Consider the following 17,595-nt stretch of genomic DNA (forward strand, 5'->3'; position numbering starts at 1 on the left):
AACGGGGTGCGGCAGCGACAAGCCCCGGCCCGCTCGAGGGGAGCCGCGCTAGCGTCGCAGGCGTCCCGTTTCCGAGTGCAAGGAGAACAGCCATGGCCACCACGAAGGCGAAGGACGCCAAGAGCGCCCCCACGCGCAACCGCCGCCGGCCCGCACGCGGCGGAGCGGGGGCGGGTCTGACGAAGGAGGAGAACGCCGAGAGCGGCTTCACCGCATCCGCGGAGCTGAGCGAGAACCTCCAGAAGGTGCTCGTCGACCTCATCGAGCTGTCGATCCAGGGCAAGCAGGCCCACTGGAACGTCGTGGGCAGGAACTTCCGCGACACCCACCTGCAGCTGGACGAGGTGATCGAATCCGCGCGTGAATTCAGCGACACCGTCGCCGAGCGCATGCGCTCCCTCCACGCGCTGCCCGACGGCCGCAGCGACACCGTCGCCGAGACGACCAGCCTTCCGGAGTTCCCGCAGGGCGAGATCGACACCGCCGAGGTCATCGACCTCATCACCGAGCGCCTGGATGCCGTCACCTCCATGTGCCGCGAGGTGCACGACGAGGTGGACGAGGAGGACCCCACCAGCGCCGACATCCTGCACGCCGTCCTGGAGCGGCTCGAGCAGCTCTCCTGGATGGTCAGCGCCGAGAACCGCACCCCCTCCACGCGCAGCGCATAGCCGCCGGGCCCGCCCGCCGCAACCCCGGTGGGCGGGTCAGCCGGGGCTCCTACCGTGGCGGGCATGGCCGACATGTACACCGCACAGGACCCCACCACGCAGTACCCGCGCCCGCCCTTCCCGCCGCAGCAGCAGTCGGGACCGGGCGACATCCACCAGATGGATCCGGCCCCCGACCACGGCGAGACCACCTATATCGGGCTCGGTCGGCTGCCGGGGCGCAAGGCCCTCATCACCGGTGCAGACTCCGGCATCGGGCGCGCGATCGCGATCGCCTACGCCCGTGAAGGCGCCGACGTGGCGCTGAGCTACCTCCCGGAGGAGCAGGCGCAGGCCGAGGAAGTTGCCGCACTCGTGGAGAAGGAGGGGCGCACCGCCGTCCTCCTCCCCGGCGACCTGCAGGTCGAGCAGACCAACATCGACGTCGTGGAGAAGGCCGTGGCGGGCTTGGGCGGGATCGACATCCTCGTCATCAACGCCGGCACGATGCCCACGGTCGACAGCATCGACGACTTCGAGACGAAGACCCTCGACCACGTCGTGAAGGCGAACATCTACCCGCTTTTCTGGCTGACGAAGGCGGCGTCGCCGCACCTGCAGCCGGGGGCGGCCATCATCACCACCTCCAGCATCCAGGGGTTCCAGCCCTCGCCCTCGCTCGCCGAATACGCGGTATCCAAGGCCGGCATCGCCAACTGGACCCGGGCGCTGTCGCAGCAGCTCATCGAACGCGGCATCCGGGTCAACGGCGTGGCGCCGGGGCCGGTGTGGACGCCGTTGCAGCCCGCCTTCGTGCCGAACGAGAAGATCGAGCAGTTCGGCGCGCAGACCCCCATCGGCCGCGCCGCCCAGCCGGTGGAGCTCGCGCCCGCCTTCGTGTTCCTCGCGTCGCAGGAGGCCAGCTACGTCATCGGCGAGACGATCGCCGTGACCGGCGGCTCGCCCATGCACTAGGTTCCCCCCATGGACGACGAGACCCTGCAGCGCCTGCATGCGTGGTGGCGGGCGGCCAACTACCTCAGCGTCGGGCAGATCTACCTCCTCGACAATCCGCTCCTGCGCGAGCCGTTGACGCGGGAGCACGTGAAGCCGCGGCTGCTCGGCCACTTCGGCACCGTCCCAGGGCTCACCCTCGTCTACGCGCACGCCAACCGCGCCATCCGCGAGCGCGACCTCGACGCGCTGTACATCGCCGGTCCCGGTCACGGGGGGCCGGGCGTCGTGGCGTGCGGGTGGCTGGACGGCACGTACACCGAGATCTACCCGCGGATCACGCGCGACGGGGACGGGATGCGGCGGCTGTTCCGCCAGTTCTCCTTCCCCGGCGGCATCCCCAGTCACGCGGCGCCCGAGACGCCGGGATCGATCCACGAGGGCGGCGAGCTCGGCTACTCGCTCAGCCACGCGTACGGTGCGGCGTTCGACAACCCGGATCTGACCGTCTTCTGCGTCGTCGGGGACGGCGAGGCGGAGACGGGACCGCTGGCGACCGGATGGCACGGCAACAAGTTCGTCGACCCCGTCACCGACGGGGCCGTGCTACCGATCCTCCACCTCAACGGCTGGAAGATCGCCAACCCGACGCTGCTGGCCCGCATCCCCGATGACGAGCTGCTGAGCCTCCTGCGGGGGTACGGCCACGATCCGATCCTGGTGTCCTTCAATGCCGACGACGAGCCGGCCCACGTGCATCGAGTGTTCGCCGAGGCGCTGGACGGCGCGCTGGACCGCATCCGCGACATCCAACGGGCCGCGCGTGAGGACGGCTCCACCGAGCGCGCGATCTGGCCGATGATCATCCTGCGCTCGCCGAAGGGCTGGACCGGCCCGAAGGAGGTCGACGGACTGCCCGTGGAGGGCACGTGGCGTGCGCACCAGGTGCCGCTCCCCTCCGCGCGCGACACCGAGGAGCACCTCCGGCAGCTCGAGGAGTGGCTCCGCTCGTACCGGCCGGAGGAGCTGTTCGGCGACGACGGTGCACCGCTGCCCGACACCGTCGCGCTCGCCCCCGACGGCGAGCGGCGCATGTCGGCGACGCCGCACGCCAACGGCGGCACCATCCGCGCCGACCTCGACCTGCCCGACTTCCGCGACTTCGCCGTCCCGGTCGGTGCGCCGGGAGCCGAGGACGCCCAGGCCACGGCCGTGCTCGGGCGCTTCTTCGCCGACGTCATCCGGCGCAATCCCCGCACCTTCCGGATCTTCGGACCCGACGAGACCGCCTCCAACCGGCTGGCGCCGGCGGTGTACGACGCCACCGACAAGCAGTGGAACGCGGAGTTCTCACCCCTGGACGAGCACCTCGCGCGCGCGGGCCGGGTGATGGAGGTGCTCAGCGAGCACCAGTGCCAGGGGTGGCTCGAGGGGTACCTCCTCACCGGGCGGCACGGCGTGTTCAACAGCTACGAGGCGTTCGTGCACATCGTCGATTCGATGTTCAACCAGCACGCGAAGTGGCTGGAGGCGTCGCGGCCGCTCGTGTGGCGCGCGCCGATCGCGAGCTTCAACTACCTGCTCTCCAGCCACGTGTGGCGTCAGGACCACAACGGCTTCACGCATCAGGATCCGGGATTCCTGGACGTCGCGGTGAACAAGAGCGCCGAGATCGTGCGGGTGTACCTGCCCTTCGACGCCAATACGCTCCTGAGCACGTACGACCACTGCCTGCGGTCGGTGGACTACATCAACGTCGTGGTCGCCGGCAAGCAGCCCTCGCCGCAGTGGCTGGGGATGGACGAAGCCATCGCGCACTGCCGCCGCGGGCTGGGGACCTTCCCGTGGGCCGGCACGGAGGAGGAGGGGCGCGCTCCCGACGTGGTGCTCGCGGCGGCCGGCGACGTCCCCACGCACGAGACCGTCGCCGCCGCCGCGATCCTGGCCGAGCACGCGCCGGATCTGTCCACCCGGGTCGTCAACGTCGTCGACCTCATGCGCCTGCAGTCCGAGGATCAGCATCCGCACGGTCTGAGCGACGCGGACTTCGACGGGTACTTCCCGCCCGACGTGCCGACGATCTTCGCGTTCCACGGCTATCCGTGGCTCGTTCACCGCCTCACGTATCGCCGGCACGGGCACGACAATCTCCACGTGCGCGGGTACAAGGAGCGCGGGACGACCACCACTCCGTTCGACATGGTGATGCTCAACGATCTCGACCGCTTCCAGCTCGCCATCGACGCACTCGACCGCGTGCCCGGGGGCGCGGCTCGCTATGCCGGGTTGCGCCAGGACCTGCTGGATCGCCGAGCCCGCGCCCGCGCCTACACGCGCGAGCACGGCGAGGACGAGCCCGCCATCGCGGGGTGGCGGTGGGGCGCGGCGCACGCCTGACCGCCACCGCGGTGCGCAAAACTCAGGAGATCCGGGGGTTTCGCCGGGCTGGGGATGCCGCGGCGCGGCGTGTCTCCTGAATTCTGCGCAGGCCGGGGGCCGCACCCGGCGTCGCTGCGGTTGCCGCGATGAGGGTGCATCCCGGTGAGGGGGCGTGCCGCTCCGGCTGCGGGGCGACGGCCGCCAGCCCACCGCGGTGCGCAGAACTCAGGAGATCCGGGGGTTTCGCCGGGCTGGGGATGCCGCGGCGCGGCGTGTCTCCTGAATTCTGAACGGAGGGAGGCGGCCGTGAGAGCGAATCAGCCGGCCGAGAGCGCCTGGTCGAGGTCGGCGCGGAGGTCGTCGAGCGACTCGATGCCGACCGAGAGGCGCACGACCTCGGCGGGCACCGCGAGCTCCGTGCCGCGCACCGACGCGTGCGTCATCTCATCGGGGTAGTTCACGAGCGATTCGACGCCACCGAGCGACTCGGCGAGCTGGAACAGGCGTAGCGACTCCGCGAAGCGGCGGGCGGATGCGGCGTCGGCGAGTTCGACGGAGACGATGCCGCCGAACGCCGACATCTGCGCGGCCGCGATGTCGTGACCGGGGTGCGTCGGCAGCCCCGGGTAGTACACGCGGGCGACCCGGTCGTCCTCGTCCAGGAAGCGCGCGAGCGCGAGCCCGTTCTCGCTGTGCCGCTGCATCCGCAGCCCGAGGGTCTTGATGCCGCGTGACGTCAGCCACGCGTCCATGGGGCCGGACACGGCGCCGGCGGCGAACTGCAGGAAGCGCACCTGCTCGGCGAGGGCGTCGTCGTTCAGCACCAGGGCGCCGCCGACGACGTCGGAGTGGCCGCCGAGGTACTTCGTCGTGGAGTGCACGACGACATCGGCCCCGTGCGCGAGCGGGCGCTGCAGCGCGGGGGAGGCGAAGGTGTTGTCCACCACGACGAGCGCGCCGGCGTCGTGGCCCAGGCGTGCGAGCCCGGCGATGTCGGTCACCCGCAGGAGGGGGTTGCTCGGGGTCTCCACCCACAGGATCTGCGGGGCGCCCACGGCCAGCGCCGCGGCGACGGCTTCCAGGTCGCTCATGTCGACCACCCGCAGCGACACTCCCCACGGCCCGAGGATGCGGGAGAGGAGCCGGTACGTGCCGCCGTAGACGTCGTTGCCGAGCAGCACCTCGTCACCCGGCCGGAGGGCCGCGCGCAGCAGCGCGTCCTCCGCGGCGAGCCCGGACGCGAACGACACTCCGTGGCGCCCGCCCTCCAGCGCAGCCAGCTGCTCTTCGAGCGCGTGGCGCGTGGGGTTCCCGCTGCGGCCGTACTCGTAGCCGGCGCGCAGGTTGCCGATGCCGTCCTGCACATAGGTGGTGGAGAAGTGCACGGGCGGGATGACCGCGCCGGTGCCCGGATCGGCCGACTGCCCGGCGTGCACGGCGAGGCTGTCGAAGGCGAGGCCGTCGGAGGAATGTGCGGCGGAATCGGCGATCACGAGGAGGCTCCTTCGGAAGCGGAAGCGGAAGCGGGCGCGGAAGCGGAAGCGGAAGCGGGCGCGGAAGCGGGGATGACGGATGCGGGGGAGACCGCGGCGGCGGGAAGGTCGGCGGTCGTGAGCAGGGCGACGGGGCGACCTGTGGCGGCCACGAGCACGGCCCCGGCGGTCGAGACGAGCTCGATCGCTTCGTCGGCGGGTGTCCCCACGCCCACGAGCGGGAGCGGAGCGGCGACGAGATCGGCGACCGGAGTGCCGGGGGAGGCCGCGCGCAGCGTCGTCGCGTGCACGGCGCCCGACACCTCGCCGAGCACGGGATCGGCGGCGGATGCCACGGGGGCCACGTCCACGCCCGCGCGGCCGAGCGCTGCCAGCGCTTCGCCGGCGGTGGCGGATGCGGCGATCACCGGGAGCGCGCGCTCGCCGCGCTCGGCGAGCAGATCCGACACCGTGCGACCGGAGGCCGGCGCATCCACAGCGAACCCGTGCGTCCGCATCCAGGGATCGGAGAAGACCTTCGCGAGGTATCCGCGCCCGCTGTCGGGCAGGATCACGACGACCACGGCCTCGGCAGGGAGGTCTCGCGCCACCCGCAGTGCCGCGACCACGGCCATGCCGCTGGAGCCGCCGACGAGCAGCCCCTCCTCGCGCGCGAGGCGCCGAGTCATCGCGAACGACTCGGCATCGCTGACGGCCTCGACCGCGTCGACCACCGCCGGGTCGTAGGCGCCGGGCCAGAAGTCCTCGCCGACGCCCTCGACGAAGTAGGGGCGGCCCGTGCCGCCGGAGTACACCGAGCCCTCGGGATCCGCGCCGACGATGCGCACGGCACCGTCGGAGACCTCCTTGAGGTACCGCCCGGTGCCGCTGATCGTGCCGCCCGTGCCGACGCCGGCGACGAAGTGGGTGAGCGCCCCGTCGGTATCGCGCCAGATCTCCGGACCCGTGCTCTCGTAGTGGCTGCGGGGGCCGTTGGGGTTGTCGTACTGGTTGGGCATGAATGCGCCGGGGGTCTCCTCGACGATGCGCCGCGAGACGCTGTAGTAGGAGCGCGGATCGTCCGGCGCGACCGCGGTAGGCGCGACGACGACCTCGGCGCCGTACGCGCGCAGGACCGCGCGTTTGTCGTCGGAGACCTTGTCGGGCACGACGAACACGCAGCGGTACCCGCGCTGCTGCGCGTACAGCGCCAGCCCCACGCCCGTGTTGCCGCTGGTGGGCTCGACGATGGTGCCGCCGGGGCCGAGCGCGCCGCTGCGTTCGGCGGCGTCGATGATGTTCGCGGCGATCCGGTCCTTGGACGATCCGCCGGGATTGACGAACTCGATCTTCGCCAGCACGGTGGCGGCGATGCCGTCGGTCACACGGTTGAGGCGGACGAGGGGGGTGTCGCCGATGAGGTCGGTCACGCTCGAGGCGTAGCGCACGGGGTGCATTCCTTCAGTGGGCCGCGTTCGGACGCGGGATGGGCAGAGGTCGGCGAAGGGGCGCGAACGCGCTCAGCGACAACAACGACAGGTCTGCACGGCACCAGCATATCGGCGGCCGGCTTTCGTGCAACCTGCGGTCCCGGCATCCGGCCCGGGCGCTCCGCCGCCGCTACGGGGCCGTGCGCAGGCAGGCCTCCAGCGCCACCCACGGGAGCATCGCGCACTTCACGCGCGTCACCAGGCGCGACACTCCTGCGAACGCCGCCGCATCCCCGAGGCTCTCCGCCGGTTCCACCTCCCCGCCGCCGCGCATGAGGGCGCGGAAATCGGCGATCAGCTCCACCGCCTGCTCGCGCGTGCTGTTGCGGACGAGATCGGACATGACCGACGCGGATGCCGTGGAGATGCTGCATCCCGATCCGTCCCACGCCAGCGCGCTGATGCGGCCGTCGGGGGCCACCTCGACGCCGAGGGTGATCTCGTCGCCGCACGTGGGGTTCAGTTCGTGGTGAGTCGTGGCGAACCCCGACACGTCGCCGCGGCCGATCGGACGCCGGCTGTGATCGAGGATGACCTCGCGGTACAGGTCGTTCAGATCGCTCATCGGTCGGCTCCGAAGAATCCGCGCACCTCGGCGAGGGCTTCGCCGAGGGCGGCGATGTCGTCGTCGGTCGTGTAGACGTAGGCGCTGGCGCGGGTCGTGGCCGGCACGCCGAGCCGGCGGTGCAGCGGCTGGGCGCAGTGGTGGCCGGTGCGCACCGTCACGCCGCGGTCGTCGAGGAACTGCCCGACGTCGTGGGGGTGCACGCCGTCGACGACGAAGCTCACCAGGGCGGCGCGCTCGGCGCCGGGCGCGGGGCCGAGAATCCGCACGCCGGGGACGCGCACGACGGTGTCCACGAGCGCCTGCGCGAGCTCGTGCTCGCGCTCGGCGACCGCGGTCAAGCCCAGATCGTCGAGATAGTCCGCCGCGGCGGCGAAGCCGACGGCCTGCACGACCGGCTGCGTGCCCGGCTCGAACCGGTGCGGTGCGGGGAGGAAGCCCGCGGACTCGAGCGTCACGGTCGTGATCGCAGAGCCGCCCGTGCGCCCGGGCGGCAGGGCGTTGAGGAGCTCTGTGCGGCCGTAGAGGACGCCGATGCCGGTGGGCCCGAGCATCTTGTGCGCGGAGAAGGCGGCGAAATCCACGCCGAGGCCGTGCAGGTCGAGCGGACGATGCGGGGCGGATTGGCACGCGTCGAGGAAGGTCAGCGCGCCGTGGCGGGCGGCGAGGGCGACGACGTCCTCCACCGGTGCGACGAATCCGGTCACGTTGGAGACGTGGGCGAAGGCGATGAGCCGGGTGCGCTCGGACACGACGCCGGCCATGGCGTCGAGCGTCCACAGCCCGTCATCGTCCACCGGCACGGCGCGCAGGATCGCGCCGGTGCGCGCGGCCAGCCGCTGCCACGGCACGAGGTTGGCGTGGTGCTCCGCCTCGGTGATGACGATCTCATCGCCCGGATGCAGCACCCAGGCGCCCTCGCCGCCTTCGTGTGCGGCATCCGTGAGCGACCACGCGAGCAGGTTGATGGCGTCGGTGGCGTTCTCGGTCCACACGATCTCGTCATCGCCGGCGCCGACGAAGCGGGCGATGCGGGCACGTGCCGATTCGAACGCGGTGGTCGCCGATCCGGTGGCGGCGCTGGAGCCGCGGTGGACGGCGGCGTAGGCGGTCTCGGTGAATGTGCGCTGGGCATCGAGGACCACCGCCGGCGGCTGGGACGTCGCGGCGGAGTCGAGGTACACCTGTCCCGGCCGCCGCTGGACGAACGGGAAGTCGGCGCGCGCCTGGCGCATCGCCGTCGAGCGTGGCATCGTCATGGTTCCTCCGTCATCGGCCGCATGGGCCTGCATCCAGTCTCTCTCGTCCGGCGCCGCCGCGGGCGTGTATCAGGTTCGCCCGCCGTGCGTCAACGGCCCGGGGCGACCGCTCTCGCCGGGATACGTTCGTGGTGTTCGACCCCCGCGGATCAGCCGCAGACCGGTGTTCGGGTCACCGCGTCTCTTCGGCCCGTGGGGAGGACGGCCCCCGTCGGCAGTGGCTTCCGCCGCCGGGGGCCGCGAACCTCCCCCTCCCTCGCGTGGCGCTTCTATCGAGTGGCGCGAGCGAGGTTCTGCTGAATCTCAGACCGCGTCTGCGGCGAGGCGGCGGCCGGCTGATCGCGTTCCACGCGCCAGCTCTCGCTCAGAGGTCCGACGTTCACCGTGTCGTAGCCGAACTCGTCGTATACGCGCGCGGCCAGTTCGGCAGCCTCCGGGTGGTCGCTCGAGGTCACGAGCGCGCGGCGGCCGGGCGTCCCGGTCGGCCTGCCGTGGGTGAGGATGTCTCCGCTGCGGATGTGGTTGAACGCCTTGGCCACCTTCGCGCCGGCCAAGTGCGACTGAACCAGACCGGATGTGGTCGTGTCGCCGCTGTCGAGCGCGGGGATGTGCCCGCCGAACTCCCAGTAGTAGTTGGTCGTATCCAGCACGATCTTGCCGACGAGGGGCGCCACTGGGAGGGACGCGTACGCGGCCATCGGCACGGCGACCGCGACGAAATCACCTGCCGCCGCCGCTTCTTCGGCAGTCGCCGCGGTGACACGATCGCCCAGCTCGGCGACGAGATCCGACAGGGTGTCGGGAGTGCGCGAGTTGGCGATCACGACGTCGTATCCCCGCGCGGCGAACCCGCGCGCCAGGGTCGAACCGATGTTGCCTGCTCCGATGATGCCCACACGAGTCATAGCGGTGCCAACCCGGGGTGGTCCCGGCTCATTCCCGCGGCGACGGTCGCGGTGCGGGCGCGGCGATAGGGTGAACGGAATACTCCGCATCCCGCCGAAACGAGACGGTTCATGAGCACGACACCCCCCGGATGGTACGACGACGGCCATGGCGCCCTGCGCTGGTGGGACGGTGCGCAGTGGACCGAGCACGTGCAGCCGCAGGCGGCTCCGGAGCCCGCGGCCGAGGCGGATGCGGCACCCGCTGCGGCCACCCCCGGGGCGAGCGGACCCGCGGAGTCCGCCGATGCTCCCGTGACGTCGGATGCCCACGCGGCGCCTGTCATCGACGGCCCCGCCGCATCGGATGCCGCGACGCCGGCAGGCCCCGCCTACCCGCCGCAGTACCCGGGAGCCCCGCAGCCCGGCGCCCCCGTCGGCATGCCGCCGCAGCCCGGACCCCCGGCGCCGGATCAGTCCAAGCCCAAGTCCAAGCTCTGGATCCTGTGGACGGTGCTCGGCGGCGTGGTGCTGCTGCTCATCGTGCTCGCCCTCATCCTGGTCCCCATCATCGTCGGGTTGTTCACGACGACTGCGGCGACCACCGGCAGCCCGGAAGAGGCGGCGGCAGTCGAAGCGGTCGAACTCTACGACGAGGCGTGGGGCGACGCGGACTGCGACGCCTACGAGCGATCGACCACCGAGGCGTACCGCGAGAGCATCGGCGTGGCCGATTGCGAGGCGTTCGCCGCCGACGCCGAATCGTTCGGCCTGTCCACCGACGATTACGACCTGGAGGTCACCGAGGTCACCGTCCTCAGCGATGACCGCATCGAGGTGGTCACGCTCGAGACGTACGACTCGCTGTACGACCAGAACGGCGAGCCGCTGGACCAGCCGGAGCCGGTGCAGGACACGCTGCGCTACGAACTCGTGCTGGAGGGCGACCGCTGGGCCATCGACGCCCTCGAGTACGCCGGATGAACGCGTCCGCGCCTCCGCGCCGGGGTGCGCGCTTCGTCTTCGCGTGCGTCGGCATCGGCCTGCTCGCAGGACTCCTCTCCGGCCTGTTCGGTGTGGGCGGCGGCACGGTCATCGTCCCCCTGCTGGTCCTGCTGCTCGGGTTCGACCAGCGCCGGGCCGCCGGCACGTCGCTCGCAGCGATCGTCCCGACCGCCGCGGTGGGGGTCATCTCCTATGCCGTCTCCGGCTCGGTCGCGTGGATCCCGGCGCTCATCCTCGCCGCCGGCGCGGTCATCGGTGCGCAGGTGGGCACGTGGCTCCTGCCCCGCATGTCGCAGACGGCGCTGCGGTGGGCCTTCGTTGCCTTCCTCGTCGGCGTCATCGTGAGCCTCTTCTTCGTCATCCCCTCGCGCGAGGCCACGCTCGAGCTGACATGGCTGACGGGGGCGGGTCTGGCCGCACTCGGCCTCATCACGGGTGTCCTCGCGGGGCTTCTGGGAGTCGGGGGCGGCATCATCGTCGTGCCGGCGCTGCTGCTGCTGTTCGGCACGAGCGACCTGGAGGCCAAGGGCACGTCGCTGCTGATGATGATCCCCACCGCGATCTCGGGAACGATCGGCAACCTCCGCCGCCGCAACGTCGACCTCGCCGCGGCGGGACTGGTGGGGCTCGCGGCGTGCACCACGACGGCCGTGGGGGCGTGGCTGGCGACGATCGTCGATCCGTTCGTCGGCAACATCCTGTTCGCAGCGTTCCTGGTCTTCATCGCCGTGCAGATGGCGATCAAGGCGGTTCGCGGTCGCAAGCGCTGACCGCGGTCGCCCCCGACGCCCTCGGTAGACTGGACGCGTGCCCGTCAATCCCCAGCTCGTCGGCCGGACGTTCCCGCCGACCGCTCCCTATCTGGTCGGCCGGGAGAAGGTGCGCGAGTTCGCCCGCGCCGTCTTCGCCGACGCGCCCGCGCACACCGATCCGGACGCGGCGCGCGCGCTCGGGTACGCCGATGTCGTCGCACCGCCGACCTTCGCGATGGTCATCCAGGACCTGACTCTGCAGCAGCTTCTGAGCGAGCCGGATGCGGGCATCGAACTGGCCCGGACGATCCATGCCGAGCAGCGGTTCCGCTACACGCGCCCCATCGTCGCCGGAGACGAGCTGACGGCGACGCTCACCGTCGGCGGGGTGCGCACCGTGGGAGGCAACGCGATGGTGACCAGCGAGACCGAGATGACCGATGCCGCCGGCGCGCACGTGGTGACGGCCACGACGGTGCTCCTGGTCGGATCGGGGGAGCCCGCATGAGCGCCGTGGGAGACGTCGTCGCCGAGCGCACGGTGCACCTGACGCGGGAATCGCTCGTGCGCTACGCCGGAGCATCCGGGGATTTCAATCCCATCCACTATCGCGACGACGTCGCCGCCGAGGTCGGGCTGCCCGGAGTGGTCGCCCACGGGATGCTGACGATGGGCATCGCCGTCGGCGCGATCGGGGAATGGCTGGGGGATCCCGGCCGGATCCTGGAGTACGGCGTCCGCTTCACGCGGCCCGTCGTGGTGCACCCCGACAACGGCGCCGATCTGCACATCGTGGCGAAGCTGGGCGCGGTGGATGAAGACGTCGTGCGCATCGATCTCACGGTGACGCACGCCGAGACGACCGTGCTGGGCAAGGCCCAGGTGCGCGTGCGCGCCTGACCCATGCCCGAGCTCTCACCCGTCCCCCTCGCGCAGCTGACCACGCTGCGCACCGGCGGCGCACCCCACCGCCTCGTCGAAGCGACCACGACCGACGAGCTGATCGCGACGCTGCGGTCCGTGTGGGCCGACGGCGACCCGTGGCTGCTCGTGGGCGGCGGTTCGAACCTCTTCGTCGGCGACGAGCCGTTTCCCGGCACGGTCGTGCTCGTGCGCACGCGGGGCATCGAGCGGCTTCCCGGATCGCGCCCGGGCACCGCGCGGCTTCGTGTGCAGGCCGGCCACGACTGGGACGAGCTCGTGGCGTACACCGTCGCGGAGGGGCTCGGCGGAGTCGAGGCGCTGTCGGGCATCCCCGGCACCGTCGGGGCCGCCCCGGTGCAGAACATCGGCGCCTATGGGCAGGAGATCGTCCAGACACTCGTGGAGGTGGAGCTGCTGGACGAGCACACCGGCGACGTGTCGGTCGTGCCGGCATCCGAGCTGGGGCTCGGTTTCCGCACGTCGGTGCTCAAGCACCACTACGGCTCGGTCCCCGCACGCTCCGCGGCGATCCTCAGCGTGACGTTCGAGCTGGAAGAGGTCGGCGACCGGGCGCGCCCGATCGCCGGAGAGCAGCTGCGCACGGCGCTGCGTCTGGCCCCCGACGCCGCCGTGCCGTTGAGCTACGTGCGCGAGAGCGTGCTCGCGATCCGCCGGAGCAAGGGGATGGTGCTCGATCCGGGCGACCCCGACACCACCAGCGCCGGATCGTTCTTCCAGAACGCGATCGTCTCCGACGCGTTCGCGCGCACGCTGCCGGCCGAGTGCCCCCGCTGGCCGGTGTCGCCCGATCTCGACACCGTGCTGGTGATCCCGCTCGCCGAGTTCGACGGGGTCGTCCCGGCCCTCGCCGCCGCCGCACCCGAGGTGAAGGTCAGCGCCGCGTGGCTCATCGAGCACTCCGGGCTCGGCAAGGGCTTCCGCCTGCCGCGGTCCCGTGCCGGGCTGTCGACCAAGCACACGCTCGCCCTGACCAACCGGGGCGGCGCGAGCGCCGAGGAGCTCGCCGAGCTCGCCCGGTTCGTGCAGCAGCGCGTGCAGTCGGAGTTCGGACTCCTCCTCCAGCCCGAGCCGGTGCTGGTGAACGTCGAGCTCTGACCCCCGCCCCCGCCCGCCCGCCGCCCCACCCACCATCCGCGAGACTGCACGCCACCGGCGAGACCGCGACATGATGTCGCGGTCTCGACACGTGCGCGCAGTCTCGCGGATGCGGGCGGCCCGGGCCTCCGAGCGGAGAGCCCGGGTCAGGCGAAGAGGCGCTGCAGGCGCTGGACGCCCTCGAGCAGCTGGTCGTCGCCCAGGGCGTACGACAGGCGCAGGTAGCCGCTGGGACCGAACGCCTCACCGGGCACGACGGCCACTTCGGCCTCCTCCAGGATGAGGTCGGCCAGCTCGAGCGAGGTGGTCGGCGTCTTGCCGCGCCATTCGCGGCCGAGCAGACCCGTCACGTCGGGGTACACGTAGAACGCCCCCAGGGGCTCGGGCACCGTCACGCCGGGGATCTTCGCCAGCTCCGACACGATGAGCCGCCGGCGCCGGTCGAAGGCGAGACGGAAGCCCTCCGCCTCGTCCTGGGGTCCGCTGAGGGCCGCGAGCGCGGCGCGCTGGGCGATGTTGTTGACGTTGCTGGACAGGTGCGACTGCAGGTTCGCGGCGACCTTGATCGCGTCGGCGGGCCCCACCATCCAGCCCACGCGCCATCCGGTCATGGCGTACGTCTTGGCGACCCCGTTCACGAGGATCGTCTGGCCGGCGAGGTCGGGCACCGCCTCGACGATGGATGCGGCGTGCGCGCCGTCGTACACGAGGTTCTGGTAGATCTCGTCGGTGATGACCCACAGCCCGTGCGCGAGCGCCCAGTCGCCGATCGCCTTGGTCTCCTCCGGCGTGTAGACGGCGCCGGTGGGGTTGGACGGGGACACGAACACGAGCGTCGTGGTGCGGTCGGTGCGGGCGGCTTCGAGCTGCTCGACCGTGACCTTGTAGTCCTGATCGGCCCCGGCGAACACCTCGACGGGTGTGCCGTCGGCCAGCGCGATGGCCTCGGGGTAGGTGGTCCAGTACGGCGCCGGCAGCAGCACCTCGTCGCCGGGGTTCACCACGGTCTGGAAGGCCTGGTACACCGCCTGCTTGCCGCCGTTGGTCACGATGACCTGCGACGCCTCGACCTCCAGGCCGGAGTCGCGCAGCGTCTTGGCGGCGATGGCCTCGCGCAGAACGGGAAGGCCCACGGCGGGGGTGTAGCGGAAGTTCGCGGGGTCGGCGAGCGCCTCGGCCGCGGCATCCACGATGAACTGCGGCGTGGCGAAGTCGGGCTCGCCAGCGGCGTAGGAGATGACCGGACGCCCCGCGGCCTGCAGGGCCTTGGCCTTCGAATCCACCTTCAGCGTGGCGGACTCGGCGATCGCGGACAGCTTGCGGGAGAGGGGGGCGCGGGATGTCACGGCACGAGCCTACCGGCGCGCGGCGTTCGTTACAGGGTCGTTGCCCGCCGCCGGCGGGCCGTGGCATATCGTGACGCGGAGGGGGTGGCGATGCGGCGCGCACGGATGCTGGTGGCCGGTGTCGTCCTGGCCGCGATGCTCAGCGGCTGCGCCGGCATTCCGGGCTTTCCCGTGCCGCGTCCGGATGCGACGGCGGTCGGCGAGATCACGTGCACCGAGGCCTTCTCCGACCCCGGCCCCACCGTGGTGGCGGGGGCGGTGCCGGACGGCTTCGACCCGGTGGCGGTGTACCGGTGCGACCCGTACGCCACCGACGAGGACGACGCCGGCACGTGGTCCGGGTCGCGGCTGGAGCGATTCGACGGCGACCTGGGGCCGCTGCTGGCGGCACTGGCCGAGCCCGACGGAGCCCGGTGGTTCGGCGCGTGCACGGCCATCGGGTACGCCGGGCCGGAGTTCTGGCTCGCGGACGCGCAAAGCCACTACGTCCGGGTCGCCTACCCGGCGGACGGATGCGGTCAGCCGCAGCCCGGCGCCATCGCCGCGGTGGACGCCGCGATCGAGCGCCTGCGGCTGACCGAGGAGACCTTCACCCCCGCGGTGCTCGTGGAATCGCGCGCCGCCGATGCCGCCGGATGCGCGACGCAGGCGGGGATGCTGGTGCTCGCGGGCGGGGCGGGGCTCGACGTGTCGGCACCCGCGCCCGAGCCCGAGGAGGTCGCGACGATCCCGTGGGAGCCGGCCCCGCTGCCGGCCGCCGCCGAGATCGACGCACTCCTGGTGTGTCGCTACGAGACCGGTACCGCGGTGCAGGGCGCGTTCGCGGGGGCCGGCACGCTCGGCGCCGACGACGCCCGTGCCGCTGTCGCGTCGGCCGCGGCCGCCGCTGGCGCGCCGGCGACGGACGCGCCCGCGTGCCGCAGCACGGCGACCCGTCTGGCGGTGGCGCATCCGCTGATCGCCGGGCAGCCCGCATCCGCGTCGTTCACCGTCGAACTCGACGGATGCCGCCGCCTGGTCGACCCGAGCCTGCGTGCCGTGCCCGCGCCGCCCGAACTCGCCACGCTGCTGGAGGCCGGCTGACGGGCCTGCGCCCGCCGGTTCCCTAGGCTCGTCGGGTGATCGAGTGGATTCTGGCGGAGTGGATGCAGATCGTCGGGTTCGCCACCGGCGCCGCATGCGTGTTCCTGGCGGCGCGCCGCAACGTGTGGACGTACCCGGTGGGCATCGCGAACAACGTCGTCTTCCTCGCCGTCTTCCTGCCCGCCGGTCTGTACGCCGCGGCCGCGCTGCAGCTGGTGTACCTCGCCCTCGGCGTGCACGGGTGGTGGCGGTGGACGCGCGGCGTCGAGCACGATCGCCACTACATCGCCCGCACGCCCCGCCGAGCCATCCTGTGGCTCATCGTCGCCGGTGTCGCCGGCGCCGCCCTGCTGACGTGGGTGCTGTCGACCTTCACGGATTCGCAGGTCGCCGTCGCTGACGCTCTCACGACGTCGGCGAGCCTCGTGGCGCAGTACATGCTCAACCGCAAGTGGCTGGAGAACTGGTTCGTCTGGATCGGGGTGGACATCGCGTTCGTCGCGCTGTCGATCGTCACGGGCCTGTGGGTCGTCGCCGCCCTGTACGCCCTGTTCATCGCGCTGTGCGTGTTCGGATGGCGGTCGTGGCGGCGGGTGGGGGTCGAGGCCCCGGCGGACACCCGGACGGATGCAGCGGACGCGCGTGTCTGAGCGGCGGTTCCGCCACGGCCTGATCGTGGGGAAGTTCTACCCGTTGCACGCGGGGCACTCCCACCTCATCCGCACGGCCCTGCGCGCGTGCGATCGGGTCACCGTCGAGCTGATCGGGTCGTCGGTCGAGTCGGTCGCCGTCGCCACGCGGGAGCAGTGGATCCGCGAAGAGCACCCCACCGCGCACGTCGTCGCGTTCGTCGACGACACACCCGTCGATTTCGCCTCCGAGACCGCGTGGGAGGCGCACACGGCCGTCATCGCGGGCGCCCTCGACGCCCCCGTCGACGCCGTCTTCACCTCGGATGCGTACGGGGAGGAACTGGCGAAGCGAATGCATGCGGCGTGGGTGCAGGTCGATCCCGGTCGCGTGCGCAATCCCGTGTCGGGCACGGCGGTGCGCGCCGACCTCGCCGCCCACTGGCACGAGCTCGCACCCGCGGTGCGCGCGAGCCTGGCGGCGCGCATCGTGGTGCTCGGCGCCGAATCCACCGGGTCCACGACCCTCGCCGCCGCCCTCGCCGACGAACTCGGCACGCACTGGGTTCCCGAATACGGCCGCGAGCTGTCGGTCACGCGTGCGGGCGGGCTCGCCACCCCGTGGCGCAGCGACGAGTTCGACCTCATCGTCGACCGGCAGATCGCGATGGAGGATGCGGCGCTGCGACGCGTGCCGGCGCCGGTGCTCGTGTGCGACACCGATGTGCTCGCCACCGCCCTGTGGCACGAGCGGTACGTGGGTGCACCAGCACCGCGCATCCTCTCGCGCGCCGCCGGGCACCGGCCCGCGCTGTACGTGCTCACCGGCGACGAGATCCCCTTCGTCCAGGACGGCACCCGCGACGGCGAGCACATCCGCGCGCACATGCAGGCCCGCTTCCGCGCGGTGCTCCAGGGGCAGCCCGTGCCCTGGCTGGAGGTGCGCGGCGACGTCGCCACGCGCGTGCGCGAGGTCCTTCCGGCCGTGCACGACGCCCTCGCGCGAGCGCTGTCGTTCACCGCGCCGCTGGAGGGTCGGCCCGTCGAGGAGCAGCTCGCTCTGCAGCGCCGGGCCGGCCGATAGGCT

General features: G+C 72.1%; 17 protein-coding genes. 11 read left to right on the forward strand and 6 right to left on the reverse strand.

What is annotated here, in order from left to right; translation table 11 throughout:
• Window positions 1-92: 92 nt before the first annotated feature.
• The 3 genes from E4V99_RS10315 to E4V99_RS10325 all read left to right on the forward strand — a co-directional run bounded on the left by E4V99_RS10315 (window position 93) and on the right by E4V99_RS10325 (window position 4,001).
• Window positions 93-671: a DNA starvation/stationary phase protection protein gene (locus tag E4V99_RS10315; RefSeq protein WP_135068605.1), complete on the forward strand. Its 579-nt coding sequence runs from the start codon at window positions 93-95 to the stop codon at window positions 669-671.
• Between the two features lie 63 nt (window positions 672-734).
• A complete protein-coding gene (locus tag E4V99_RS10320; RefSeq protein WP_276321924.1) occupies window positions 735-1,625 on the forward strand; it encodes an SDR family oxidoreductase in 891 nt (296 codons plus the stop codon).
• 9 nt (window positions 1,626-1,634) lie between these two features.
• Window positions 1,635-4,001: a phosphoketolase family protein gene (locus E4V99_RS10325; RefSeq protein ID WP_135117158.1), complete on the forward strand. Its 2,367-nt coding sequence runs from the start codon at window positions 1,635-1,637 to the stop codon at window positions 3,999-4,001.
• A gap of 299 nt (window positions 4,002-4,300) precedes the next feature.
• Here E4V99_RS10325 and E4V99_RS10330 read toward each other — a convergent pair whose 3' ends face one another.
• From E4V99_RS10330 to E4V99_RS10350, 5 genes are all read right to left on the reverse strand, one after another.
• Complete coding sequence (locus E4V99_RS10330) at window positions 4,301-5,476, reverse strand: cystathionine gamma-synthase (protein WP_245233158.1); 1,176 nt, start codon at window positions 5,474-5,476, stop codon at window positions 4,301-4,303.
• Window positions 5,473-6,903, reverse strand: a complete 1,431-nt coding sequence (locus E4V99_RS10335; protein WP_135071403.1) for a cystathionine beta-synthase — start codon at window positions 6,901-6,903, stop codon at window positions 5,473-5,475. The genes E4V99_RS10330 and E4V99_RS10335 overlap by 4 nt, the downstream gene beginning before the upstream one ends.
• 172 nt (window positions 6,904-7,075) lie before the next feature.
• The gene (gene sufU, locus E4V99_RS10340) at window positions 7,076-7,510 is read right to left on the reverse strand and encodes a Fe-S cluster assembly sulfur transfer protein SufU (protein WP_135068601.1); all 435 of its coding nucleotides are present in this window, start codon (window positions 7,508-7,510) and stop codon (window positions 7,076-7,078) included.
• Window positions 7,507-8,763, reverse strand: coding sequence for a SufS family cysteine desulfurase (locus E4V99_RS10345; protein WP_240742900.1), 1,257 nt, complete (start codon window positions 8,761-8,763; stop codon window positions 7,507-7,509). Before E4V99_RS10345 ends, sufU begins: the two co-directional genes overlap by 4 nt.
• Before the next feature lie 275 nt (window positions 8,764-9,038).
• Window positions 9,039-9,674: an NAD(P)-binding domain-containing protein gene (locus E4V99_RS10350; protein WP_135068597.1), complete on the reverse strand. Its 636-nt coding sequence runs from the start codon at window positions 9,672-9,674 to the stop codon at window positions 9,039-9,041.
• Window positions 9,675-9,785: 111 nt separating this feature from the next.
• On the opposite strand from E4V99_RS10350, the gene E4V99_RS10355 reads away from it, so the two are divergent.
• Genes E4V99_RS10355 through E4V99_RS10375 form a run of 5 tightly spaced genes read left to right on the forward strand, consistent with a single transcriptional unit; the run spans window position 9,786 to window position 13,450 of the window.
• Entirely contained in the window at window positions 9,786-10,637 is an 852-nt protein-coding gene (locus tag E4V99_RS10355; protein WP_135068595.1) for a DUF2510 domain-containing protein, read from the forward strand.
• Window positions 10,634-11,428, forward strand: a complete 795-nt coding sequence (locus E4V99_RS10360) for a sulfite exporter TauE/SafE family protein (protein WP_135068593.1) — start codon at window positions 10,634-10,636, stop codon at window positions 11,426-11,428. Before E4V99_RS10355 ends, E4V99_RS10360 begins: the two co-directional genes overlap by 4 nt.
• Window positions 11,429-11,465: 37 nt before the next feature.
• A complete protein-coding gene (locus E4V99_RS10365) occupies window positions 11,466-11,918 on the forward strand; it encodes a MaoC family dehydratase N-terminal domain-containing protein (RefSeq protein ID WP_135068591.1) in 453 nt (150 codons plus the stop codon).
• Window positions 11,915-12,310 (forward strand): MaoC/PaaZ C-terminal domain-containing protein, encoded by a 396-nt coding sequence (locus E4V99_RS10370; RefSeq protein WP_135068589.1) that lies wholly within the window; start codon window positions 11,915-11,917, stop codon window positions 12,308-12,310. Before E4V99_RS10365 ends, E4V99_RS10370 begins: the two co-directional genes overlap by 4 nt.
• A gap of 3 nt (window positions 12,311-12,313) precedes the next feature.
• Entirely contained in the window at window positions 12,314-13,450 is a 1,137-nt protein-coding gene (locus E4V99_RS10375) for a UDP-N-acetylmuramate dehydrogenase (protein WP_135068587.1), read from the forward strand.
• A gap of 146 nt (window positions 13,451-13,596) precedes the next feature.
• Here E4V99_RS10375 and E4V99_RS10380 read toward each other — a convergent pair whose 3' ends face one another.
• Window positions 13,597-14,796 (reverse strand): pyridoxal phosphate-dependent aminotransferase, encoded by a 1,200-nt coding sequence (locus E4V99_RS10380; RefSeq protein WP_135068585.1) that lies wholly within the window; start codon window positions 14,794-14,796, stop codon window positions 13,597-13,599.
• A 90-nt stretch (window positions 14,797-14,886) separates the two neighbouring features.
• Between E4V99_RS10380 and E4V99_RS10385 the strand changes: the two genes are divergently transcribed.
• From E4V99_RS10385 to E4V99_RS10395, 3 genes are read left to right on the forward strand one after another with little or no spacing between them, the layout of a single operon-like run.
• A complete protein-coding gene (locus tag E4V99_RS10385) occupies window positions 14,887-15,879 on the forward strand; it encodes a hypothetical protein (RefSeq protein WP_135117159.1) in 993 nt (330 codons plus the stop codon).
• 35 nt (window positions 15,880-15,914) lie between these two features.
• Window positions 15,915-16,529 carry a nicotinamide riboside transporter PnuC gene (pnuC, locus tag E4V99_RS10390; RefSeq protein WP_135117160.1) on the forward strand — a complete coding sequence of 205 codons (615 nt, stop codon included), beginning with the start codon at window positions 15,915-15,917 and terminating at the stop codon, window positions 16,527-16,529.
• Window positions 16,522-17,592, forward strand: coding sequence for an AAA family ATPase (locus tag E4V99_RS10395; protein ID WP_135117161.1), 1,071 nt, complete (start codon window positions 16,522-16,524; stop codon window positions 17,590-17,592). The genes pnuC and E4V99_RS10395 overlap by 8 nt, the downstream gene beginning before the upstream one ends.
• Window positions 17,593-17,595 lie beyond the last annotated feature (3 nt).

The organism is Microbacterium sp. dk485, from assembly GCF_004570445.1.
Lineage (GTDB): Bacteria > Actinomycetota > Actinomycetes > Actinomycetales > Microbacteriaceae > Microbacterium > Microbacterium wangchenii.